At 43.6% G+C, this 20389-nt stretch carries 22 protein-coding genes; 15 read left to right on the forward strand and 7 right to left on the reverse strand.

The genetic code is table 11. The features are described 5' to 3' along the window. Nucleotides 1-34: 34 nt before the first annotated feature. Nucleotides 35-1666 carry an FMN-binding glutamate synthase family protein gene (locus BK026_RS05000; RefSeq protein WP_071814837.1) on the reverse strand — a complete coding sequence of 544 codons (1632 nt, stop codon included), beginning with the start codon at nt 1664-1666 and terminating at the stop codon, nt 35-37. A 336-nt stretch (nt 1667-2002) separates the two neighbouring features. Here BK026_RS05000 and BK026_RS05005 point away from each other — a divergent pair, with 336 nt between their 5' ends. The 3 genes from BK026_RS05005 to bfr (BK026_RS05015) all read left to right on the forward strand — a co-directional run bounded on the left by BK026_RS05005 (nt 2003) and on the right by bfr (BK026_RS05015) (nt 4652). Beyond that, the gene (locus BK026_RS05005) at nt 2003-3574 is read left to right on the forward strand and encodes a cation:proton antiporter family protein (protein WP_071814838.1); all 1572 of its coding nucleotides are present in this window, start codon (nt 2003-2005) and stop codon (nt 3572-3574) included. 134 nt (nt 3575-3708) lie between these two features. Beyond that, nucleotides 3709-4185 (forward strand): bacterioferritin, encoded by a 477-nt coding sequence (bfr, locus tag BK026_RS05010; RefSeq protein WP_071814839.1) that lies wholly within the window; start codon nt 3709-3711, stop codon nt 4183-4185. Continuing rightward, nucleotides 4185-4652, forward strand: a complete 468-nt coding sequence (bfr, locus tag BK026_RS05015) for a bacterioferritin (RefSeq protein ID WP_071814840.1) — start codon at nt 4185-4187, stop codon at nt 4650-4652. Before bfr (BK026_RS05010) ends, bfr (BK026_RS05015) begins: the two co-directional genes overlap by 1 nt. A 95-nt stretch (nt 4653-4747) precedes the next feature. Here bfr (BK026_RS05015) and BK026_RS05020 read toward each other — a convergent pair whose 3' ends face one another. Further along, a complete protein-coding gene (locus BK026_RS05020; protein ID WP_256253680.1) occupies nt 4748-5176 on the reverse strand; it encodes a hypothetical protein in 429 nt (142 codons plus the stop codon). 282 nt (nt 5177-5458) lie between these two features. On the opposite strand from BK026_RS05020, the gene ccoN reads away from it, so the two are divergent. From ccoN to BK026_RS05085, 12 genes are all read left to right on the forward strand, one after another. Continuing rightward, complete coding sequence (gene ccoN / locus BK026_RS05025; protein ID WP_071814842.1) at nt 5459-6892, forward strand: cytochrome-c oxidase, cbb3-type subunit I; 1434 nt, start codon at nt 5459-5461, stop codon at nt 6890-6892. Between the two features lie 15 nt (nt 6893-6907). After that, nucleotides 6908-7513 carry a cytochrome-c oxidase, cbb3-type subunit II gene (gene ccoO, locus BK026_RS05030; RefSeq protein WP_071814843.1) on the forward strand — a complete coding sequence of 202 codons (606 nt, stop codon included), beginning with the start codon at nt 6908-6910 and terminating at the stop codon, nt 7511-7513. 1 nt (nt 7514) lies between these two features. After that, nucleotides 7515-7676, forward strand: a complete 162-nt coding sequence (locus BK026_RS05035; RefSeq protein ID WP_071814844.1) for a cbb3-type cytochrome c oxidase subunit 3 — start codon at nt 7515-7517, stop codon at nt 7674-7676. 16 nt (nt 7677-7692) lie between these two features. Further along, a complete protein-coding gene (ccoP, locus tag BK026_RS05040) occupies nt 7693-8646 on the forward strand; it encodes a cytochrome-c oxidase, cbb3-type subunit III (RefSeq protein ID WP_071814845.1) in 954 nt (317 codons plus the stop codon). Between the two features lie 216 nt (nt 8647-8862). Further along, complete coding sequence (locus BK026_RS05045) at nt 8863-9342, forward strand: FixH family protein (protein WP_071814846.1); 480 nt, start codon at nt 8863-8865, stop codon at nt 9340-9342. Continuing rightward, nucleotides 9342-11765 carry a heavy metal translocating P-type ATPase gene (locus BK026_RS05050; RefSeq protein WP_071814847.1) on the forward strand — a complete coding sequence of 808 codons (2424 nt, stop codon included), beginning with the start codon at nt 9342-9344 and terminating at the stop codon, nt 11763-11765. The genes BK026_RS05045 and BK026_RS05050 overlap by 1 nt, the downstream gene beginning before the upstream one ends. A gap of 1 nt (nt 11766) precedes the next feature. Further along, nucleotides 11767-11997, forward strand: coding sequence for a cbb3-type cytochrome oxidase assembly protein CcoS (gene ccoS, locus BK026_RS05055; protein WP_071814848.1), 231 nt, complete (start codon nt 11767-11769; stop codon nt 11995-11997). Beyond that, complete coding sequence (locus BK026_RS05060) at nt 11984-12643, forward strand: sulfite exporter TauE/SafE family protein (protein WP_071814849.1); 660 nt, start codon at nt 11984-11986, stop codon at nt 12641-12643. Before ccoS ends, BK026_RS05060 begins: the two co-directional genes overlap by 14 nt. A 45-nt stretch (nt 12644-12688) precedes the next feature. Beyond that, nucleotides 12689-13426, forward strand: a complete 738-nt coding sequence (gene fnr / locus BK026_RS05065; protein WP_071814850.1) for a fumarate/nitrate reduction transcriptional regulator Fnr — start codon at nt 12689-12691, stop codon at nt 13424-13426. 247 nt (nt 13427-13673) lie between these two features. Beyond that, nucleotides 13674-14597 (forward strand): universal stress protein UspE, encoded by a 924-nt coding sequence (gene uspE / locus BK026_RS05075; RefSeq protein ID WP_071814852.1) that lies wholly within the window; start codon nt 13674-13676, stop codon nt 14595-14597. Between the two features lie 151 nt (nt 14598-14748). Then, nucleotides 14749-15717, forward strand: coding sequence for a tRNA 2-thiocytidine(32) synthetase TtcA (gene ttcA, locus BK026_RS05080; RefSeq protein WP_071814853.1), 969 nt, complete (start codon nt 14749-14751; stop codon nt 15715-15717). Beyond that, nucleotides 15718-16746 (forward strand): patatin-like phospholipase family protein, encoded by a 1029-nt coding sequence (locus BK026_RS05085; protein ID WP_071814854.1) that lies wholly within the window; start codon nt 15718-15720, stop codon nt 16744-16746. 22 nt (nt 16747-16768) lie between these two features. On the opposite strand, the gene BK026_RS05090 is transcribed toward BK026_RS05085, so the two are convergent. From BK026_RS05090 to cobB, 5 genes are all read right to left on the reverse strand, one after another. Continuing rightward, a complete protein-coding gene (locus tag BK026_RS05090; RefSeq protein WP_071814855.1) occupies nt 16769-17416 on the reverse strand; it encodes a DUF2987 domain-containing protein in 648 nt (215 codons plus the stop codon). Next, a complete protein-coding gene (locus tag BK026_RS05095; RefSeq protein ID WP_071814856.1) occupies nt 17413-18204 on the reverse strand; it encodes a glucosaminidase domain-containing protein in 792 nt (263 codons plus the stop codon). The genes BK026_RS05090 and BK026_RS05095 overlap by 4 nt, the downstream gene beginning before the upstream one ends. After that, nucleotides 18197-18928, reverse strand: coding sequence for a stress protein (locus BK026_RS05100; protein WP_071814857.1), 732 nt, complete (start codon nt 18926-18928; stop codon nt 18197-18199). Before BK026_RS05100 ends, BK026_RS05095 begins: the two co-directional genes overlap by 8 nt. Nucleotides 18929-19010: 82 nt before the next feature. After that, entirely contained in the window at nt 19011-19637 is a 627-nt protein-coding gene (locus BK026_RS05105) for a LysE family translocator (protein WP_071814858.1), read from the reverse strand. Between the two features lie 12 nt (nt 19638-19649). Continuing rightward, nucleotides 19650-20375 (reverse strand): Sir2 family NAD+-dependent deacetylase, encoded by a 726-nt coding sequence (gene cobB / locus BK026_RS05110; RefSeq protein WP_071814859.1) that lies wholly within the window; start codon nt 20373-20375, stop codon nt 19650-19652. Between the last annotated feature and the right edge of the window lie 14 nt (nt 20376-20389).

Raw genomic sequence — 20389 nt, forward strand, 5'->3', positions numbered from 1 at the left:
AATTTCAGCGATTATTTTCGCGGTGCCGCCTACGTTACGACACCGCTTTCGTTTCTTTTTCTATTTCGGCTAGTAGACTGCAGGGCATAAAACTATCCGCATTTGCTTCTTCAAGATGCAATTTGAATCTGTCGGGCACATCTTCAGTTAGAAAACTTCCAGTCTTAACCAATGGAAAAATCTCGTCGTACCTGGCCACCTGGCATTGATTCACCCGTCTAAATATATGGGTGCGATTTAATTCACTGGTTTTAGCATGGCCGGTTGAAGACAAAATATCCATTAGTGCGTGAATTGTCTTTTTGTGAAAACGGTATACACGCTCATATTTGTCGTCTACATTCAAGCCCTTGGCCAATTTTGGATCTTGTGTTGCTACGCCAGTCGGGCACTTATTGGTGTTACATGACAATGACTGTACGCATCCGAGTGCCAGCATCATTCCGCGAGCACTGTTACACAAATCTGCTCCCAGGCTTAGGTTTTTAGCTAATTGAAAAGCGGTTATTATTTTTCCAGAAGCAATAATTTTAATTTTATCTCGAAGACCAAATCCGGTAAGGCAGTCATCAACAAATGCCAACGCCTCTCGAAGCGGAAATCCAACGGAATTAGTGTATTCAAGCGGTGCGGCGCCGGTCCCACCCTCACCACCGTCAACCGTAACAAAATCGGGTGTAATTCCCTTTTCTACCATAGCTTTACACATGGCGATGAATTCACTTTTCCGTCCAAGCGCTAGCTTTATACCTATAGGTTTGTACCCGCTTAAAACACGTAATTGACTGATAAAATCCATCATTTCAAGTGGTGTAGAAAAGGCCTTATGTCTGGGTGGAGAATCAACTTGGGTTCCTGGCTCCACGCCTCTTATTTTTGCAATTTCGGGCGTATTTTTGTAAGCAGGAAGAATACCACCGTGTCCAGGTTTTGCGCCTTGGCTAAGCTTTATTTCAATCATTTTCACATTATCTAGCTTAGCTTTTTCTTCAAACTGAACAGGGTCGAATCCGCCGTTTTTAGTACGACAGCCAAAATACCCCGTTCCTATTTGCCAGACAATATCGCCGCCATTTTCAAGGTGGTATGGGGTTAACCCTCCCTCGCCCGTATTATGATAAAAGCCACCTTTAGCGGCACCTTTATTTAGTGCCAAAATAGCGTTTTTCGACAAGCTTCCAAAACTCATCGCGCTTATGTTGAGGACGCTTGCACGATACGGTTTTTTGCATTGCGGGCCGCCTACCGTAATACGTGGATCTTCATTCATATCTTCAACCTCTCGGGCAGATAACGAATGACCTATCCACTCATAGCCATCTTTGTACGTATCGAGTTGAGTACCAAAAGGCACTGTTTCTCTACTGTTTTTCGCACGCTGATAAACAATGGAGCGAAACATTCTAGAGATAGGCGCTCCACCAGTATCCGTTTCAATTATGTATTGTTGGATGTAGGGACGTAATCCCTCAATCGTCCAGCGCATTCGTCCCACAAGAGGAAAGTTTCGCAATATGGCATGTTTAATCTGCATCGCATCATAAAGGCCAAAAATCAACAGCGCGACACTTAGCATTAAAAACCACCAAATTGGGGCCCAAAGCAAACCTATTGCAACGTTAGCAGCAACGAGCAAACCCAGTGTGGTTAATATAGTTAAACGCATGAAGGTTCCTTCTTAAATTCAGCCATGTTTAAACACGATACTATGCCTAATCTGGTGTTCATTACACCGCAAATCGAGAATTAGATTTGTTTCAGCGATAAGCAACTGATTTTAAATATAATAGTGTAAATATACACGACACCAAGAAGTGATTACGCGTAACCATAGCGGTGCGTATCAATACTTTTTTTAGCTGCGAAAACAAACTATCGCATGTTAATCTATCATTTCTGTTCTGAAGAATTAGCTAAACGATTTGTCATTATCGATAGCTAGTAAAAGATGTGTTCTGTAAAACGTAACGTATTCTACGTTCAACAATTTGAAAGGTAATTCATGGAGTATGCATTTCTTGTTTTCGCATTTGTTTGTGGTTTAACGGTTAAACTTATCGGCATTCCTCCTTTAGTTGGCTATCTCGTGGCTGGCTTTTTGTTGAATTTTGCAGGTTACACACTCACTGACGATTTAACCCAAATCGCAAACTTGGGCATCACAATCATGCTCTTCACCATTGGATTGAAACTTAATATCCGTGATTTAAGTCGTCGAGAAGTTTGGGCAGGAAGTGTTTCACATACCTTAATATGGGTAGGCGTTATTACCTGTAGTGTTTATGCAATAGGTACGGTTGCCGCCAATTTCGTTGACGGTCTGACTTGGAAAAGTGCTGCGCTTATCGCATTTGCACTTAGCTTCAGCAGTACCGTGTGTGTAGTTAAAGTGCTAGAAGAAAGTGGCGAGAGTAAAACCCGCCACGGCCGCCTTGCCATAGGCATTTTAGTTATGCAGGACGTTTTTGCTGTCATTTTTCTTGTGGCTGCAACTGGAAAATTACCTTCTGTGTGGGCCCTCGCCTTGTTGGCCTTATTCCCAGCAATGCCTATCATAAACAAAATGATAAATAAGTCGGGCCATGGTGAACTGCTCCCACTCACTGGCTTTATCCTCGCTCTAGGTGGCTATCATTTGTTTGAACTGGTTAATATTAAAGGCGACCTAGGCGCGCTCATCTTTGGTATCATGTTAGCCCAGCATGAAAAAGCATCAGAACTTGCAAAGTCGCTATTAAGCTTCAAGGATCTTTTTTTAATTGGCTTCTTTCTCACTATTGGCCTCACCGCTCTGCCAGACCTTAGTATGATTATACTTGCTGTGGTGTTCTGTTTGTTTATTCCGTTAAAAGCAGTGTTGTTTTTCGGTCTATTTACCTCGTTGAGACTGCGCGGCCGAACGGCGTACTTAAGCAGTTTAGTACTTTCTAACTACAGCGAATTTGGGCTTATCGTAGGGGCGCTTGCAGTCTCCTTGGGTTTAATAGCAAACACATGGCTGGTCGTTATTGCCTTAGCAGTCTCAATATCATTTGTCATTACCAGTGTGCTCTATCGTAATTCACATTCTCAATATCATGACCACAAAGACACGATAAAACGTTTTGAAAAAAACGAACGTTTGAAAGAAGACGTCTACCCCACGCTTCACAATGCTGAATTTCTAGTACTAGGAATGGGGCGTGTTGGTCGTGGTGCATTCAATGCGCTTTCCAAACTCAGCGATGTGAATGTATGGGGTATGGATGCCGACCGCGTAAAAATAAAAGAAATGTCTGATGAAGGATTAAACGTAATTTGCGGTGATGGCGAAGATGTGGATTTATGGGATAACCTAGATATCAAACAGGTACAACTCGTTCTGCTTGCCCTGCCATCTATTCAGGATTCTATCAATATAACGCGCCAGCTTAAAAATGCCGGCTACACAGGAAAAGTTGCAGCGATTGCACGTTATGAGGATGAAGTATCATACTTACTTGAAAACGGCGTCGACAAAGTGTTTAACTTCTTTACAGAGGCGGGGCTAGGTTTTGCTGAAGAAAGCCTTGCTTATGCGCATTCACAACAGTAATGCAGTTCTAAATGCGAACAATGGATGAATTGAGAAACGTTATCGTTTGTAAATAACTGTTTTTCAAAGACTTTTTTGACATATCGCTTTGTCTGCGCTAGTATTTCGATAATTAGGTTAAAAGGGCTTTTCCAATGCAAGGCGATAAACAAGTTGTAGCAAAATTGAATGAAGTTCTGACATGCGAACTTACTTCTATAAATCAATACTTTCTGCACGCTAGGATGTTCAAAAACTGGGGTTTTTCTGAACTTAACGAGAAAAATTATAAAAAGTCCATCAAAGATATGAAGCAGGCGGACGACCTCATCGAACGCATCTTATTTCTTGAGGGCCTTCCTAACCTTCAAGCACTAGGAAAACTTTACATTGGTGAAGACACTGTCGAAATGTTGGCATGCGATGCGCGTTTTCAAAAAGAACAACTTCCCCTATTGCGCGATGCCATCGCGTTGTGTGAAGAAAAACAAGACTACGTATCTCGCGATTTACTAGAAGATCTTCTTGAATATGAAGAAGAACATTTGGACTGGATTGAAACGCAAGAATATCAGATTGATGCTATGGGTATTGAGAATTACCTACAAGCGCAAGTAATGGGAGATGACTAATGAAAGGCAACCAGGCGATCATCAACGGTTTAAATGACTTACTTTCCTACGAGTTAGCCGCGATGGACCAGTATTTCATTCACTCACAAATGTATTTGGATTGGGGGTTCAACAAATTATACGAACGTATCGATCACGAATTTGACGACGAACGTGGACACGCTACCAAGTTAATTGAACGCATGCTGTTTTTAGAAGGCACGCCTGATATGACCAAGCGTACAGGGTTCAAAGTTGGTAAAGATGTTCCAGAAATGCTTGAAAGCGACTTGCGCGTTGAATATGAAGTTGACGCCAAGCTTCGAGAAGTTATCGCACTTTGTGAAACTGAGAAAGATTACGTAACTCGAGATATGCTAATTGTATTACTAGATGATACAGAAATGGACCATGCGCACTGGCTAGAACAGCAGCTCGGTCTCATCAAGCGTCTAGGGCTACAAAATTATTTGCAGTCACAGATGTAAACCGGTAATCGCCGTACTTTACTTTTCATATTAAACGGCAAGGGCAACCGCGCTTGTCGTTTAATTTTTACAAGACCCCGTCCATATGCTGCTTATTATTGCTGCGCAGTAACAAAATAAAGATACGTAGGAGCCTCCTCTCCTTCTATATTCAAACGTAGTTGCCACTTCATAACGGGCTCACTGCAGCTTCCTAACATGAACCACCCCGTCCATGCGCCTTTGCCGTTGGAATCGAGTAACACTGGAATTTTTCCCATGTACATATTTACGCCTTCTATCCACGCGCTTTGTATTTTCATATCTTCTGGCAGCGCTATTGATAATGTGGTCGATTCTTCAGGTAAAGGCTGTACCGAAAATCTTGCAATGGCTAGCTGTTCGTCAATTAAGAATTCGCAAGTTTTGTTGACAAAATTACAGCTATTTCCTATTCCATTAGTAAGGTCACTGCCACCGAACGCTGATGACTGATATTTTTGCGCAAAATAGATACCTATAGCCACAATAATAATCGCTAGCAATGGAAGCTGCTTTTGTAAAATTTTTGTACTTTTATTGTTACCTTTATTTAGCATTTCTTAAATTTTATGTATTTCTTCATTGATGGAGATCAAGCTTCCGTAGTTTATGGTATCTTTTTGTTATCAAAAACCTTATCATCCGCGTACCAACTGGCTTGGAGACTATAATTATTACTCTTTCCAAGCTCGGTGTGAAGTGTTTATACCTTTTTAGTAGCACCCACATCGCACTATTTCGGCGGTTGGAGACCATAGTTCATTTGAAGTGGAAGATTCATTAAAATGAGTGAAATAAGCCAAGCACAACCTGATTACAATTATAAAGTGGTCAGGCAATTTACCATCATGACAATAGTCTGGGGTATCATTGGTATGGGTCTAGGGGTATTTATTGCTGCGCAATTGTTTGCTCCTATGCTCAACTTTGACACACCATGGCTAACATTCTCACGTTTGCGTCCGTTGCACACTAACGCCGTTATATTTGCCTTTGGCGGATGTGCACTTTTCGCGACGTCGTACTACATCGTTCAGCGTACCTGCCAGGTTAGACTGTTCAGTGACAAACTTGCCGCATTTACCTTTTGGGGCTGGCAAGCCGTTATCGTTCTAGCTGTTGTAACCCTGCCAATGGGACTTACCAGCTCTAAGGAATACGCTGAACTAGAATGGCCAATTGATATTCTTTTGGCATTGGTTTGGATTGCTTACATCATCAACTTTTTTGGCACGCTAGTTATACGTAAAGTTTCCCATATTTATGTAGCAAACTGGTTCTTAGGTGCCTTCATGCTTACTGTTGCGGTACTTCACATCGGTAATAGTATGGCAATTCCTGTTTCTTTCACTAAGTCATATTCACTTTATGCAGGTGCGGTAGACGCAATGATGCAATGGTGGTACGGGCACAACGCGGTAGGGTTCTTCCTAACAGCGGGCTTCTTGGGCATGATGTATTACTTCGTACCTAAGCAAGCTGGTCGTCCGGTTTATTCATACAGACTATCTATTGTGCACTTCTGGGCGCTGATTTCTTTGTATATTTGGGCTGGTCCTCACCACCTTCACTACACTGCCCTACCTGACTGGACTCAGTCTTTGGGTATGGTGATGTCCATCATCTTATTTGTTCCATCTTGGGGTGGTATGATTAACGGTATTATGACGCTGTCTGGCGCGTGGCATAAACTTCGCACCGACCCAGTATTGCGTTTCCTCATTGTTTCATTGTCTTTCTACGGTATGTCTACCTTCGAAGGCCCAATGATGGCAATTAAGACTGTTAATGCACTTTCACACTACACTGATTGGACAATCGGTCACGTACACTCTGGTGCCCTAGGTTGGGTTGCAATGGTTTCAATTGGTTCAATTTACCACTTAATCCCAGTGCTATTCGGTCAGCGCGCTATGTATAGCACCAAGCTAGTTAACGTACACTTCTGGTTTGCTACTATCGGTGTTGTTCTGTACATCGTAGCAATGTGGATGTCTGGTGTACTACAAGGTCTAATGTGGCGTGCGGTTAACGCAGACGGCACATTAACGTATAGCTTTGTTGAGTCATTAGAGGCGTCTAAGCCGTTCTATGTAGTTCGTTTCATTGGTGGTTGTTTCGTGGTTGCGGGTATGCTGGTTATGGCATACAACACATGGAAGACCGTTCGTGCACCTAAAGGCAGTATCGCTGCAGATCCAGCGACTCAGCCAGCGTAGTAAAGGAGACGAATAATGAAAAACGCACATGAGTTAATTGAAAAGAACGTTGGCCTGTTAACGGTATTAATTCTTATCGCTATCAGTTTTGGTGCCATGGTTCAAATTACGCCGTTGATGTTTCAACAGCAAGTAATGGAACCGGTAACGGGCCTACGTCCCTATACCGCGCTTGAGCTTGAAGGCCGCGACATCTACATCCGTGAAGGCTGTGTAGGTTGTCACAGCCAGATGATCCGTCCATTCCGCGCTGAAACAGAGCGTTACGGTCACTACAGCGTTGCTGGTGAATCAGTATGGGAACACCCTTTCCTTTGGGGTTCTAAGCGTACTGGTCCAGACCTAGCACGTGTAGGTGGTCGCTACAGCGATGAGTGGCACCGTGTTCACCTGCTAAACCCTCGTAACGTAGTACCTGAGTCGAACATGCCAGGTTTCCCGTGGCTTGCGGAAAACAAACTTGACGGCGATTTAACCGCTGAAAAAATGGAAGTGTTCCGTGGCTTCGGTGTTCCGTATACCGACGAAGATATCGCGGGTGCAAAATCGGCAGTACAGGGTAAAACTGAAATGCAAGCCCTCATTGCTTACTTACAATCTCTTGGCACACATTTGAAATAATATGGATCAAGGAATAGTAGGCAGCATTTTTACTGTCATCGTCTTTGTAAGCTTCATCGGTGTTGTGCTGTGGGCATTTAGCAGTCGCAACAAGAAAAAGTACGATGAAGCTGCAAACCTTGTGTTTGCAGACGAAGAAAAAGAAAAATCAAAAGAAGATTAGCAGGAGTCTTGAACTCATGAGTATGTTTTGGACAATTTGGATTTCAGTGATAACCCTTGGGTTAATCATTGGTTGCTACTTCCTTCTGCGCTGGTGCCTTTCTAACAAGACGGGTGTGCCAGAAGGTGAGTCAATGGGGCACGAGTTTGATGGTATCGAGGAGTTAAATAATCAACTTCCTCGCTGGTGGACAATTATGTTCTACATCACCATCGTTTGGGGTTTTCTATATTTAGCGCTTTTCCCTGGTTTGGGCGCCTACGAGGGGGTACTTGGCTGGAGAAGCTCTAACCAAGACATCCGCTCACTTGAGGAGTCTGCACAGGCTCGCGCTGACGCAAAAGAACAAGGTTACATTGTAAAGTACGATCGTGAGCTTGATTTTGCTGCTGACAAGTTCGACCCAATTTTTGAAGCGTATGCGCAAATTCCTGTTGAGGAACTTGCCAAAGACCCTGAAGCTAATAAAGTAGGTCAGCGTTTGTTCCTACAAAATTGCTCTCAGTGTCACGGTTCTGATGCACGTGGTCAAAATGGCGGCTTCCCTAACCTAACGGACAACGACTGGTTGTACGGTGGTTCAGGTGCGAAAATCGTTGAAACTCTTACGCTTGGTCGTAAAGCAGCTATGCCTGCATGGCTAGATGCTATGGGTGAAGACGGTATCGAAGAAGTGGTTAACTACGTACTTAGTTTAAGCGGTCGCGATGTAGACCCTCAGCTTGCTGAAGCAGGTAAAGCGCGCTTTGCAGCGTGTGCAGCTTGTCACGGTATGGACGGAAAAGGCAACCAAATGCTTGGTGCACCAAATCTTACCGATAACATCTGGTTATACGGCGGCAGCCACAGAGCGGTAACAGAAACGCTTACTTATGGTCGTAACGGTGTAATGCCTTCATTCAAGAAAACGTTGGGTGATGACAAAATTCACGTTGTTGCGGCATATGTTTATAGCCTTTCAAATGATTAATGATTTAAATCATTAAATATCTTAGAAAGCCTCGTTACTACGGGGCTTTTTTTATGAGAAAATACAGCGATATAGAGCGTGCGGTGTGAGCAAGCGTTGTTCACCTTAAATGTGTCTTGCCAACGCTATATTTATCATTATTGCTCGGCTTAACAAGAAGTTTTAGCAGTGAAAATAAATATGTTGTTAGTGAAGTAAATACGAGAAAATATTTCGATGAATAGACCCTGGTATAAAGAGTTCTGGCCCTGGTTTTTAATTGCTGTTCCTATCATTACCCTCATCATGGGTGGCGTGTTGTTAAACCTTGCTATTAGTACTGAAGATAGCCTAGTGGTAGACGACTACTACAAGGAAGGAAAAGCAATTAATGCCCGTCTGGACAAAGAAGCCATAGCCCGCCGCATGAATATCACCACCGATTTAACCATTGACGACGGTAGCATTGCGCTGCAGTTTCATTCAGGTGTTCCACAAGATGGGAACGCGGTAAAATTAAGCTTCTATCATGTAACGCTAGAAGAGCGCGATGTCAGCGTTTTATTAAGTCGTGACGCCAACGGCATTTATCGCGGCTTTGTCGAAGAAAACCTTGACGGTAAATGGCGCATATCGCTGACGCCAATTGATGATAGCTGGAAAATCCAAAACACGGTTTATCTGCCCCACTCTGGCAAAATGAAATTCAACCCATAATGGCGATGCACGACTGTTACCACTGCGGACTGCCTGTAGCAAGTTCCGACGAAGGGAAATTTACTACTGTTATATTAGGGCAACAACGAGACATGTGTTGCCCTGGCTGCCAAGCCGTGGCTGAAGCGATCGTTAGTAACGGTCTTGAAGATTACTATCAGTTTAGAACCGAACCGGCGCAAAAATCTGACGATAGTATTTTAGAAACCCTCGATAAACTTAAAGTCTATGACGACCCTTCTCTTCAAGAAGAGTTTGTTTTTGAAGAAGGTCAACACAAACAAATCCAATTAACCCTCGAAGGTATTACTTGTGCTGCGTGCGGCTGGCTTATCGAAAAGCAGTTGTCGAAAGTAGATGGAATAAAGCAAGTCGCGGTGAACGTTCAAGAGCGCCGGGCACTTGTCACATGGTTACCGCACGATATTAAACTTAGCCAAATACTCTCAACACTTAAGCGCATTGGTTATGTTGGGTCTCCATTTCACCCCGACGAACACGAAGCCAGTTATAAGCGTGAACAAAAAACATTTCTAAAGAAGCTTGGCCTTGCAGGCATTATGACCATGCAAGTGATGATGCTGATGACGGGCCTTTATTTTGATTGGTTTGGCGCCATAGAGTTAGAAACCCGACAATACTTTTATTGGGTTGCCCTTACACTAACCACACCGGTAGTACTGTATTCCGGCAGCATCTTTTATGTTGGCGCAGCCAAAGCGCTTAGCGCAAGAACAGTAAATATGGATGTGCCGGTTACGCTCGCCATATTTGGTACCTTTTTTGCGGGTATTCGCTCTACCGTTTTAGAGCAAGGCGAGGTGTATTTCGAATCTATTTGTATGTTCATCTTTTTGCTTCTGCTTAGTCGCTTCTTAGAGCACCGCAGCAGACACAGAGCGGCGCAAATTTCAGCCAATATGATGCAATATGTACCCGTCTCCGCTACTAAGTTACTGCAGGATGGGAGCATGACTGAGTGCTTAGCAAAGCAGCTAAAAGTAGACGATGTGGTTTTGGTTAAGCCTGGCGAAACCATTCCCATTGATGGCATAGTAATCGAGGGAAACGCAGCGGTTGACGAATCAATGCTTACTGGTGAATTTAATCCAGTACGCAAGTCAAACAATAGTACTGTATATGGTGGTACTGTATGTCAAGACGGCAGCCTGACCATTACAGTTACGCAAACCCTTAAAAATGCACTGGTAAATCAAATAGTAAGGTTACAAGCAAGTGCGATGGCGAGTAAGCCCAAAGCGGCGCAGATAGCGGATAATTTTTCTCGATACTTTGTTACCGCTGTATTGCTGATTTCTGCCTTAACCTATAGCTTTTGGGCATATCAGGGGAGCGACGAGGCATTTTGGATCACCATATCTGTGCTAGTGGCTACCTGTCCTTGTGCATTAGGGTTAGCAACCCCATCGGCACTCACTTGTGCTATGGCCAAATTAAATAGACAAGGTATTTTGCTTAAACGTGCTGATGCACTTGAACAAATTACTGATATTGACACCATCGCACTAGACAAAACCGGTACGTTAACTCAAGGCAAGTTCACCATTACAAACGCGTGGTACGCTGATGGCGTTGATAGTGACAAAGCCTTGTCAATTGCATGTGCGCTAGAATCCCGTTCAGAGCACCCTATCGCCAAGGCGTTTAATGGTGACAATGGATGTGACCAACGCGCCAAAAACGAATTACACAAAGTAACAAATTTTTCCGTAACACCTGGCGGGGGGATCAGCGGCGAAATTAACGATACCATGTTCTCCATGGGATCAGCTGCCTTTAGCGTGAGCGACATCTACATAACGTCTATTGAACAATATCCCACAGCTAACGTTTTTCTTACCGTTGAAGGGCGTATTATGGCAGCATTTGAGGTACGAGATTCACTGCGTGTCGATACAAAAGAAACCCTCAATTTGTTAAAAACAAACCATGAATTGGCTGTTTTAAGCGGAGATACACAACAAAACGTTGATGTGCTCACCAAAACCTTGCCAATTTCAACAGCTATAGGTGGGCTTACACCAGAGCAAAAATACCAAGCGGTTAAAACTTTGCAGCAAACCGGTGCAAAAGTAATGATGATGGGTGACGGTATCAATGACGCACCTGTTTTAGCCAGTGCAGATGTAGCAATAGCTGTAGGCAACGCAACAGATGTGGCTAAAACTGCTGCCGATGTAATATTGCTTGGCGATCAATTGCTTTCTGTGCCGGAACTTATACAAACCGCACATCAAGTGAAACAAAAAATACGTCAAAACATTGGTTGGTCGGTAGGTTACAATGTTCTTATCTTACCTTTCGCAGTCTCTGGGTTACTTTCTCCATGGATGGCGGTTGTAGGTATGTCGTTGAGCAGTATTATCGTTGTTACAAACTCAACACGATTATTGAGCAAATAACATGAGTATTATTTACGTACTAATTCCAATCGCCATCATTATCGTTGCTGTTGCTATCGTGATATTTTTCTGGGCGGTGAAAACCAACCAGTTCGAAGACCTTGATCGTCAAGGCTACAGCATACTATTTGATGACGACCTCTCGCCAGAAGAGAAAAAACTAGCAGAAGAGCGTAAGCAACTTCAAGACAACAAGTCAAACAAGCACAAAGCGCCGCATGGACGGGATTAATTACTTCTCGGCCTTTCTTATTGGCTTGGCAGGTGGCGTTCACTGTGTGGGTATGTGTGGGGGAATTGTTGCCGCACTGAGAATGGTCTCCCCAAAAGATGCAAGTGCACTCCCCTATACGCTTGCCTACAACATGGGGCGTATAGTGAGTTATACCATCGCTGGCGCGATGACCGGAACACTAGGAAAAATAGCAGCAGACTTTATCCCCTTAGCAAACTACGCCCTCTCTTTACTCAGCGGCGTGATGCTGTTGCTACTAGCCTGCTATTTAGGCAAATGGTGGACAGGATTATCAGTGTTAGAAAACGCTGGCAAAGGTTTATTCTCCAAAGTCCAGCCGTTCTCTAAACGTTTTTTGCCGTTCAAAACCCCTTTTAGCGCCATACCTTATGGGTTTATCTGGGGTTGGCTACCTTGTGGCTTAGTATATTCAACACTTACTTGGTCACTTGCGGCAGGTAATGCGCTAGAAGGCGCAGCTATTATGTTTTTCTTCGGTTTGGGTACACTACCTACGTTGCTTGCCGCAAGCGCCGGTAGCCAATATATCGTGCGTAGTTTTCAGCACAATCATTTTAGACAGATTATTGCAGCAATAATGGCCATATATGCCGCTTATCTTATTCATGGCGCAATCGTTTAAAAATGGGTGTATTATTATGAGGTATTCTTTTAGAGAGCGTGCATTATGAGCAAAGGAAGCCAATTTTCTATTCACTGTCAAAACTGTAGTTTTAGTCACTTGTGTTTACCCGTGGCGCTGAATAAAACAGAAATTGAATCTCTTGACGATATTATTGAGCGTAAAAAACCGCTTCATAAAGGTGATACACTTATACATACTGGCGACAAATTCCATTCGCTGTTCGCTGTCAGAACGGGTTCGTTTAAGTCATTCGTTACAAATAACGAAGGCGAAGAGCAAATTACTGGTTTTCATTTCCCTGGCGATATCATCGGCTTTGATGCACTGCGGGAAAATAAACATCAAAGCTACACGTCTGCACTGGAGACGGCCATGGTGTGTGAACTTCCCTATGAAACCCTCGATGAAATGTCGGTACAATTTCCAAAACTTCGCCATCAAATTTTGAGTTTCATGAGCGCGGAAATAAAACAAGATCACGACATGATCATGCTTCTAAACAAGCGAACTGCAGAAGAGCGTTTACTGTATTTTATTTCACATTTGTCTCAGCGATTTGAGGAACGTGGCTTCTCACACAGAGAGTTTCATTTGACCATGACGCGTAATGAAATAGGAAACTATTTAGGGTTGACCATTGAGACTATAAGTCGCCTCTTAAGCCGCTTCCAGAAGGATGGCATCATCAAGGTGGATGGCAAACTCATCTCGATTTTGGATTTTGACAGGCTAAATAACAAGTTAGAAGCGCTCAATGGTCCTAGCGTAGTCTGTGGATAATCACTCCTTACGTTAATATGCAGCGCGCCACGCGCGCTTGTACCCCACACGCCAGTTCATTATTTTAACTTTCTCTCCCTCACGCACTATTTTATTTACGTTGCCAGGTACACATATTTCACGTTGTGAAATTCTTGTTCTAAAACAACTTACGTTTTTCTTAATGTCGTTTATAGTTAATAAAAGCGACATTTAAAACAGTGCAACGTTGTCAGTCGCTACCGAACTTCACCGTTAGGGGGACGTTATGATTGAGTGTAAACGAATTCTAGCTGTTGTTGATGCCGAGCGCGATAACCAACCAGCACTAAGTCGCGCCTTTGAACTTGCATCGAAAACCGGTGCACAGGTTACCGCCATGATGGTGGTATACGATTTGTCTTACGATATGACAACGATGTTAAGCCCCGACGAACGCGAGTCCATGCGGCAGGCTGTCACGAATGAACATGCAAAATGGCTGGCATCCCACCTAAAAGAACAAGGTTTTGATGAAACTAACATTGTTGTTGAATGGAATAATCGCGCGTATGAGTCAATCATCTATTATGCTCTTAAGCATCATATAGATCTGGTAGTAAAAGCCACCAAAAACCATGATGACCTTGCTTCTGTAATTTTTACACCTACAGACTGGCATTTAATGCGCAAATGCCCTCGCCCAGTGCTGCTGGTGAAAGAGCACGACTGGCCGGAAAATGGTGAAATCATTGCCGCTGTAAACGTGGGTAGCGAAGATGACGAGCACGCAGCTCTCAACGATAAACTTACTCACATCGCTAACGACTATGCGTCACTATTAAAAGGAAATGTAAACTTAGTAAATAGTTTTCCTTCAACCCCACTTAACATCGCCATTGAAGTGCCTGAGTTTGACCCCGATACTTATCATGATGCAGTGAAAAACCACCATTTAAAGGAAATGCGCAGTCATGCGCTAAAGTACGGCATTCCTGAGAATAAATGCGTTGTAGAAGAAGGCCTTCCGGAAAAAGTCATTCCGCAGGTTGCTAAAACATTAGATGCCGAACTTGTAGTTATCGGCACCGTTGGACGCGTTGGTCTTTCTGCGGCGCTTATTGGCAATACAGCCGAACATGTTATTGATGAACTCAATTGTGATGTACTTGCCATTAAGCCCGATGGCTTCGTCTCTCCGCTATCGATTTAGCCTTTGAATGTTTTTGCCAACATCATTTATAAGCAGAAAATAAAGCGCCTTTCAGTGGCAGCCGCTTTACAATTTTAACGCCACAAGCGTAGTCGAGAAATAGCGCTTTAATGTATACTGTTGGCTTTATCACAAACCAAGCTAGTTAATTATGAGTGTAGGCACAAACAGTGCTGACGCGTCGCCGTTAAACGCTGCGCAAAGTAAGCAAAAGTACAACTTCAACAAACTTCAAAAACGACTTCGCCGCAACGTGGGTAAAGCTATTGGCGATTTCGGCATGATTGAAAACAACGACAAAGTTATGGTGTGTTTGTCTGGCGGAAAAGATAGTTACACAATGCTAGATATACTTATGTTTTTAAAGAAGATTGCGCCTATTCACTTTGATATTGTTGCGGTTAATCTTGATCAAAAACAACCTGGCTTCCCAGAGCATATTTTGCCTGAATATTTAGATAGCATTGGCGTTGAATACAAAATTGTAGAAGAAGACACCTACTCTATCGTTAAAGATAAGATTCCAGAAGGAAAGACAACCTGTTCGCTTTGCTCTCGTTTACGCCGTGGTATCTTGTATCGTACCGCAAAAGAACTGGGCGCAACAAAAATCGCATTGGGACATCACCGCGACGACATGCTCGAGACGTTTTTCCTAAATATGTTTCATGGTGGAAAGTTGAAGTCTATGCCGCCTAAGCTTGTCAGCGATAACGGAGAGCACATTGTCATTCGTCCGTTGGCATACTGTACTGAAAAAGATATCGAGAAATATTCACAAGCTGCTGAGTTTCCAATTATTCCTTGTAACCTTTGTGGCTCGCAGGAAAACTTACAACGTCAAAACATTAAAGCAATGCTTCAAGACTGGAATCGACGTTTTCCTGGTCGTATAGAGTCGATGTTCCGCGCGCTTCAAAACGTAGCGCCGTCGCATTTAGTTGACAGTAACCTGTATGACTTTAAGGCAATTACCACGCAAGATGGCCCTGTCGAAGATGGTGATATTGGTTTTGATGAGCCATCTTTTACCACAGAAAAGCATGCAGCGCTTGGTGTAAAAGACCATAGTGATGAAGATAATACTATTGATGTTGTAAACATAATGGAACCGAAGTAGATGAAAATAGGACTTGCGTTAGGAGCCGGTGCTGCACGGGGCTGGACCCATATTGGTATCATTGAAGCATTAGAGAAACTTGGCGTTAAAATTGACGTGGTCGCCGGCTGTTCTATTGGTGCTTATGTTGGCGCGGCCTATGCAAGCGGTAAACTAGAAGATCTTAAAGAGTGGGCTTGTTCGCTAAGCGACTGGCAAGTACTGGCGCTTATGGGCGTAGGACTTAGGCGCGGCGGCATTGCCAGTGGACAAAAAGTTTTTGACAAGCTTGCCAGCGAGTTTTGCGCTCCCTCCTACGAAGACATGCTGAAGCCATTTGCGTCGGTAGCTACCGATTTGTATACCGGCCGTGAAGTGGTATTTAACTCAGGTCCTATTGGCGATACCATTCAAGCATCTTGTGCAATTCCCGCGCTCTTCGCGCCCGTAGCACACGGCGATCGTTGGCTAGTAGACGGCGCTGTTGTTAATCCCGTTCCGGTTAACTTGTGTCGTCAGCTAGGGGCGGACTTTGTCATTGCAGTAAACTTGAATGCAGATTTCCGACCACTTCGGCTTGAAAAATTAAGGCAAGACCACGAAGAAAACCAACGCAAAACCGAGGACTTTTTTACTAAAAGCCAGAACGTGTTGCGCCAATGGTTTTCGCCTGATAGCAAGGAAGAAAAAGCACTTGAGAAGACAGACGAAAAAGAGGAAGTTTTGTCTGATACTAACGATGTTAAAACTGAAGAAGGTATTGCTTCTGAAGTGATAGAAAAAGTAGAAGAAGAATTCACTGAGGTTCCAGCTAAAGTGAGCAAGCGAAACCCACCTGGGATCATGAGCGTAATGAGCAGCTCACTTGAAATACTACAAGCTCGCGTTACACGCTCTCGCCTTGCCGGCGATCCGCCTGACATTCTTATTGAACCGCAACTTACTGACGTGGGTATTATGGAATTCCACAGGGCAGAAGAGCTCTGCGCAAAGGGTGAAGAAACCATCGCCCGTGTGGCCGAGCAAATTAGGTATCAGTTGCTCACCTGATACCTAAACCAATGGTACGTAATTAACTTGAAGCCATTGCGGTTACGCGCAGTGGCGCCTTTGGCAGCGTTAAACCTCTTGCGTTATCTATCCAATCTTGTTCTAAGTGCAACACGCCATTATTGATATGTACTCCCTGAGGCGTGATGAAGTCTAATTCCTTGTCATCAAATTGAAGCATTAAGCCTTTTACAGATGGCATCATAAAAGATAAAAAGCTTCCCATCTCATTAAAAAAAGCTTCGTACTGGTCATACAAGAAAGTAAGTTCGTCTTTTGTATAATACTGCTTTAGATATTCCGGTTTGGTCTCTAGCTGCACCGACATATCACATACATTTGCACGCTCATTTAAATCGATACGCACCAGTGCATTAGCGAGCTTCAGAGCCTTCTCTGTGGGTACAGTGAAGCGTCCTTCGCCGCTTACCTCAAGGGGCATTGTTTTTTTATCTGTCACAATTAACGCCTCATTAACCTCGCACAAACGACCCTCACCCACACGGACAAAACCAAATGCAAACTGAAGCGCTTGGGTATCTTCGTTATCTAGTTTTTTCACATGGCTGTAAAAACGGCTGTATTCTACATCGATTGTTTCACTAGCCACAGAAAAACTGCTTACAGCAATAAACAGCGATGAGGCACAAATTAAAGCAGCGCGTATCATTCGGATAAAAACTCCTCGTTAAATAGGATCATAGTTTGTAGCTCTTCAACATAAGCGGCTCCCCGCTCGGAATAGTTCATTAGCCCCTCAGCAAGCGCTACACCAGTAATTGGTATCTGGTTTGCTCGAAGTCGGCTGCGTATCTCTCTTAAATCAGCATAAGCGTCATGGCGATTTAAATTTCGCATGTAGGTATACGTTGCTTGAGATAAACTATCAAATTTAGCGACTTCGTGAGACGCCCCCTCGTTTCGACGGTTTGGTACAAAACCGCACCCTCTAGAGAAACACCACAAGCCAAAAAAGTTATAGCCTTTTTTTGCAAAACGACTGGTGCCCCACGCCGACTCATTAGCAGCCTGCACAAGCACAAGCTCTACGGGTAAAATATCAATCTTTTGCAGCAACGCGAGAAGTTTTGTTTTTAACGGCTGTGTTGGCTTAACACGATACTCTTGTTCTAGCCAATTAAGCCTTGTCATATCTTCATCTGAAAGTGACTCGTTGGCTAGCGCTTTGCGATACAACGTTTGTACGTAATGCCTTAGCGTAAGAAGATACGCATTTTGCTTCTCCACTTCTGGGCGTAGATAATTGAAAAACGCTTCTTTCTTTTCTTTTACATTCGTATAAGCTGAAAAATTGGGAACCGCCTTTTTGGCTTCTACCGTTTGTGGTATGTCCAAAACATCTGGTTCGTCCTTTGTGAAAATAATGGCGTTAATTACAATTACAGCTAAAACGCCCAGCGTTATAAGGACGATTTTAAAAGTTTCACGTTTATGCATCGAAGCTAGACTCATTCACACCGTTTTCAGATGCCTCCGTGCTTTCACCCTGTTCCCCAATCAGTTCCTGATAGAGCAAACCCATCATACTAAAATAAAAAGGTAACACCCAAATAAGTGAAAAACCAAAGGTGAGCGGTGCTGTCGCAAACAATAAGAAAAATACACCAAAAACACTGGCAATTTGAGCCCAGTAAGCATTAAACACACGACACGAGAGAATAATCGCACTGATTGGCGTAAGCTTCCTGTCTGCCACCAACATTAGAGAAAATGAAGACGCCAAATAAAAATATACACCGGGAATAATAAGCAGCATCATACCCAACTGCACAAGAATGCTATTTACCAATTGGGTTAAAGCCAATAAGAAAATAAGAGGAAAAAACTGAAAAACGGTAAATACTGATGTTTTTGTACCACGTGCTACGAAAACCCCCATCATATACAACCCGGTTAGCAGGGGGGCCACGACACATATTGCTACAATCTCAATAATGGACTGATGCTCGAATACGTAGGTCCCATCGTCATTTATTGTGATGTACTGCTGAGCAAATACACCCAACACGACAAACGTCAAAAATAGAACAACACTTCCCTGCAGCAATGATGAAAAGTTTGCCTTTGTTAAACCGGCAGCGCGGCGCAATAGACCTTTGGTATCAAATTGATACTGTTTAGACAACGTATTATTCAGGCGGTCTTGGTTTACGTCTTTCACACAACTCTCTTATCTTTTTGAAAAATCGGCGGGATTATACCAATTCACAAAAACAAATGCCTGTTTGTAAGGTAAACAAACGTTAACCTAGCACTAATTTCGCAGCTAAACCGACGAGTAGCACACCCATCGCACGGTCTAACCAATACCCTTTTTTACCAATAAGCTCAGCTACTTTACTGGTGCTCAAAAGGTATGAAAGAAAACAGAACCACAGTCCAGTAGCTATGGCTAAATAGATACCGTAGCCAAGTTTCACTACAAATGGGGTATCAATACTAATAATTGCAGTAAACAACGAGAGGAAAAACAGCGTTGCTTTTGGGTTAAGTCCATTTGTTAGAAAGCCCATCCAAACTGCGCGCTTTGCCGATATGTGGGATGTTTTCTTTTCAGCGTTAACTGCCTGGTCCTGCTTTACAGGCCCGCTTCTAAGCGCACCAAACGCAAGGTAAAGCAAATAAGCTGCGGCGGCATAGCTAAACGTGCTGAATAACCATGGAGTAGTTGCAATAACCACACTAAGCCCCACTAACGAGTAAGCCACATGCAGTAATATAGCTAAGCCAATCCCGATACTGGTGTACATGGCGATACGTCTGCCATAGGCTACGCTGTTTCGAACAACCACCGCGAAATCTGGCCCTGGGCTAGCAACAGCCACTAGGTGCACCAACGCAATGGTAAGAAACTCATTCATATACTGCATGATATGCGCCTCCTACAGCGCGTACTTTGATATTAATTGATCAACCCATTGTGGGACGATGTGAGAAGCAGGGCCTGTTAGCGATTCATCGAACAATGCATTAGTTACGCCCGGCTCCAAATTTGCCTCTATAGTGTGTGCGCCACTTTCTTTAGCGATCTGAACAAAACCCGCGGCAGGATAGACATTACCTGATGTGCCAATAGCAATAAACACATCAGCCTTCGAAAGCGCATTGTAAATCTCTTCCATGTACATGGGCATTTCACCGAACCACACGATATCCGGTCGTAAGGTTACTCTGCTACAACACGGACATTTAGTGGTGTGATCAAAACTATCTCGCCAATCGAAAGTCTGTTGGCTTATAGCGCATCGGGCTGATAACAGTTTACCATGCATATGATAAACAGACTGGCTGCCACCTCGCTCGTGTAAATCATCCACGTTTTGTGTAACCAGCATTACATTGCTACCGAACGCCTTCTCAAGTCTCGCAAGTGCCTCATGCGCTGCATTAGGATTCACGTCGTCTTGCTGTAACTGCGCACGTCGAGCGTTGTAAAAGCGATAAACTAAACTCGGGTTTTGCTCGAAAGCCTCTGGGGTGGCCACCTCTTCTACGCGATGATTTTCCCAAAGGCCGTCATTATCGCGAAATGTTTTTAAGCCAGACTCGGCTGAAATGCCTGCGCCGGTAAGGATAACAATGTTAGGTAAGGCTTGATTCGCTGACATTCTGCTGTTTTTTC

It is taken from the genome of Alteromonas sp. V450, assembly GCF_001885075.1.
Taxonomy (GTDB): Bacteria; Pseudomonadota; Gammaproteobacteria; order Enterobacterales; family Alteromonadaceae; genus Alteromonas.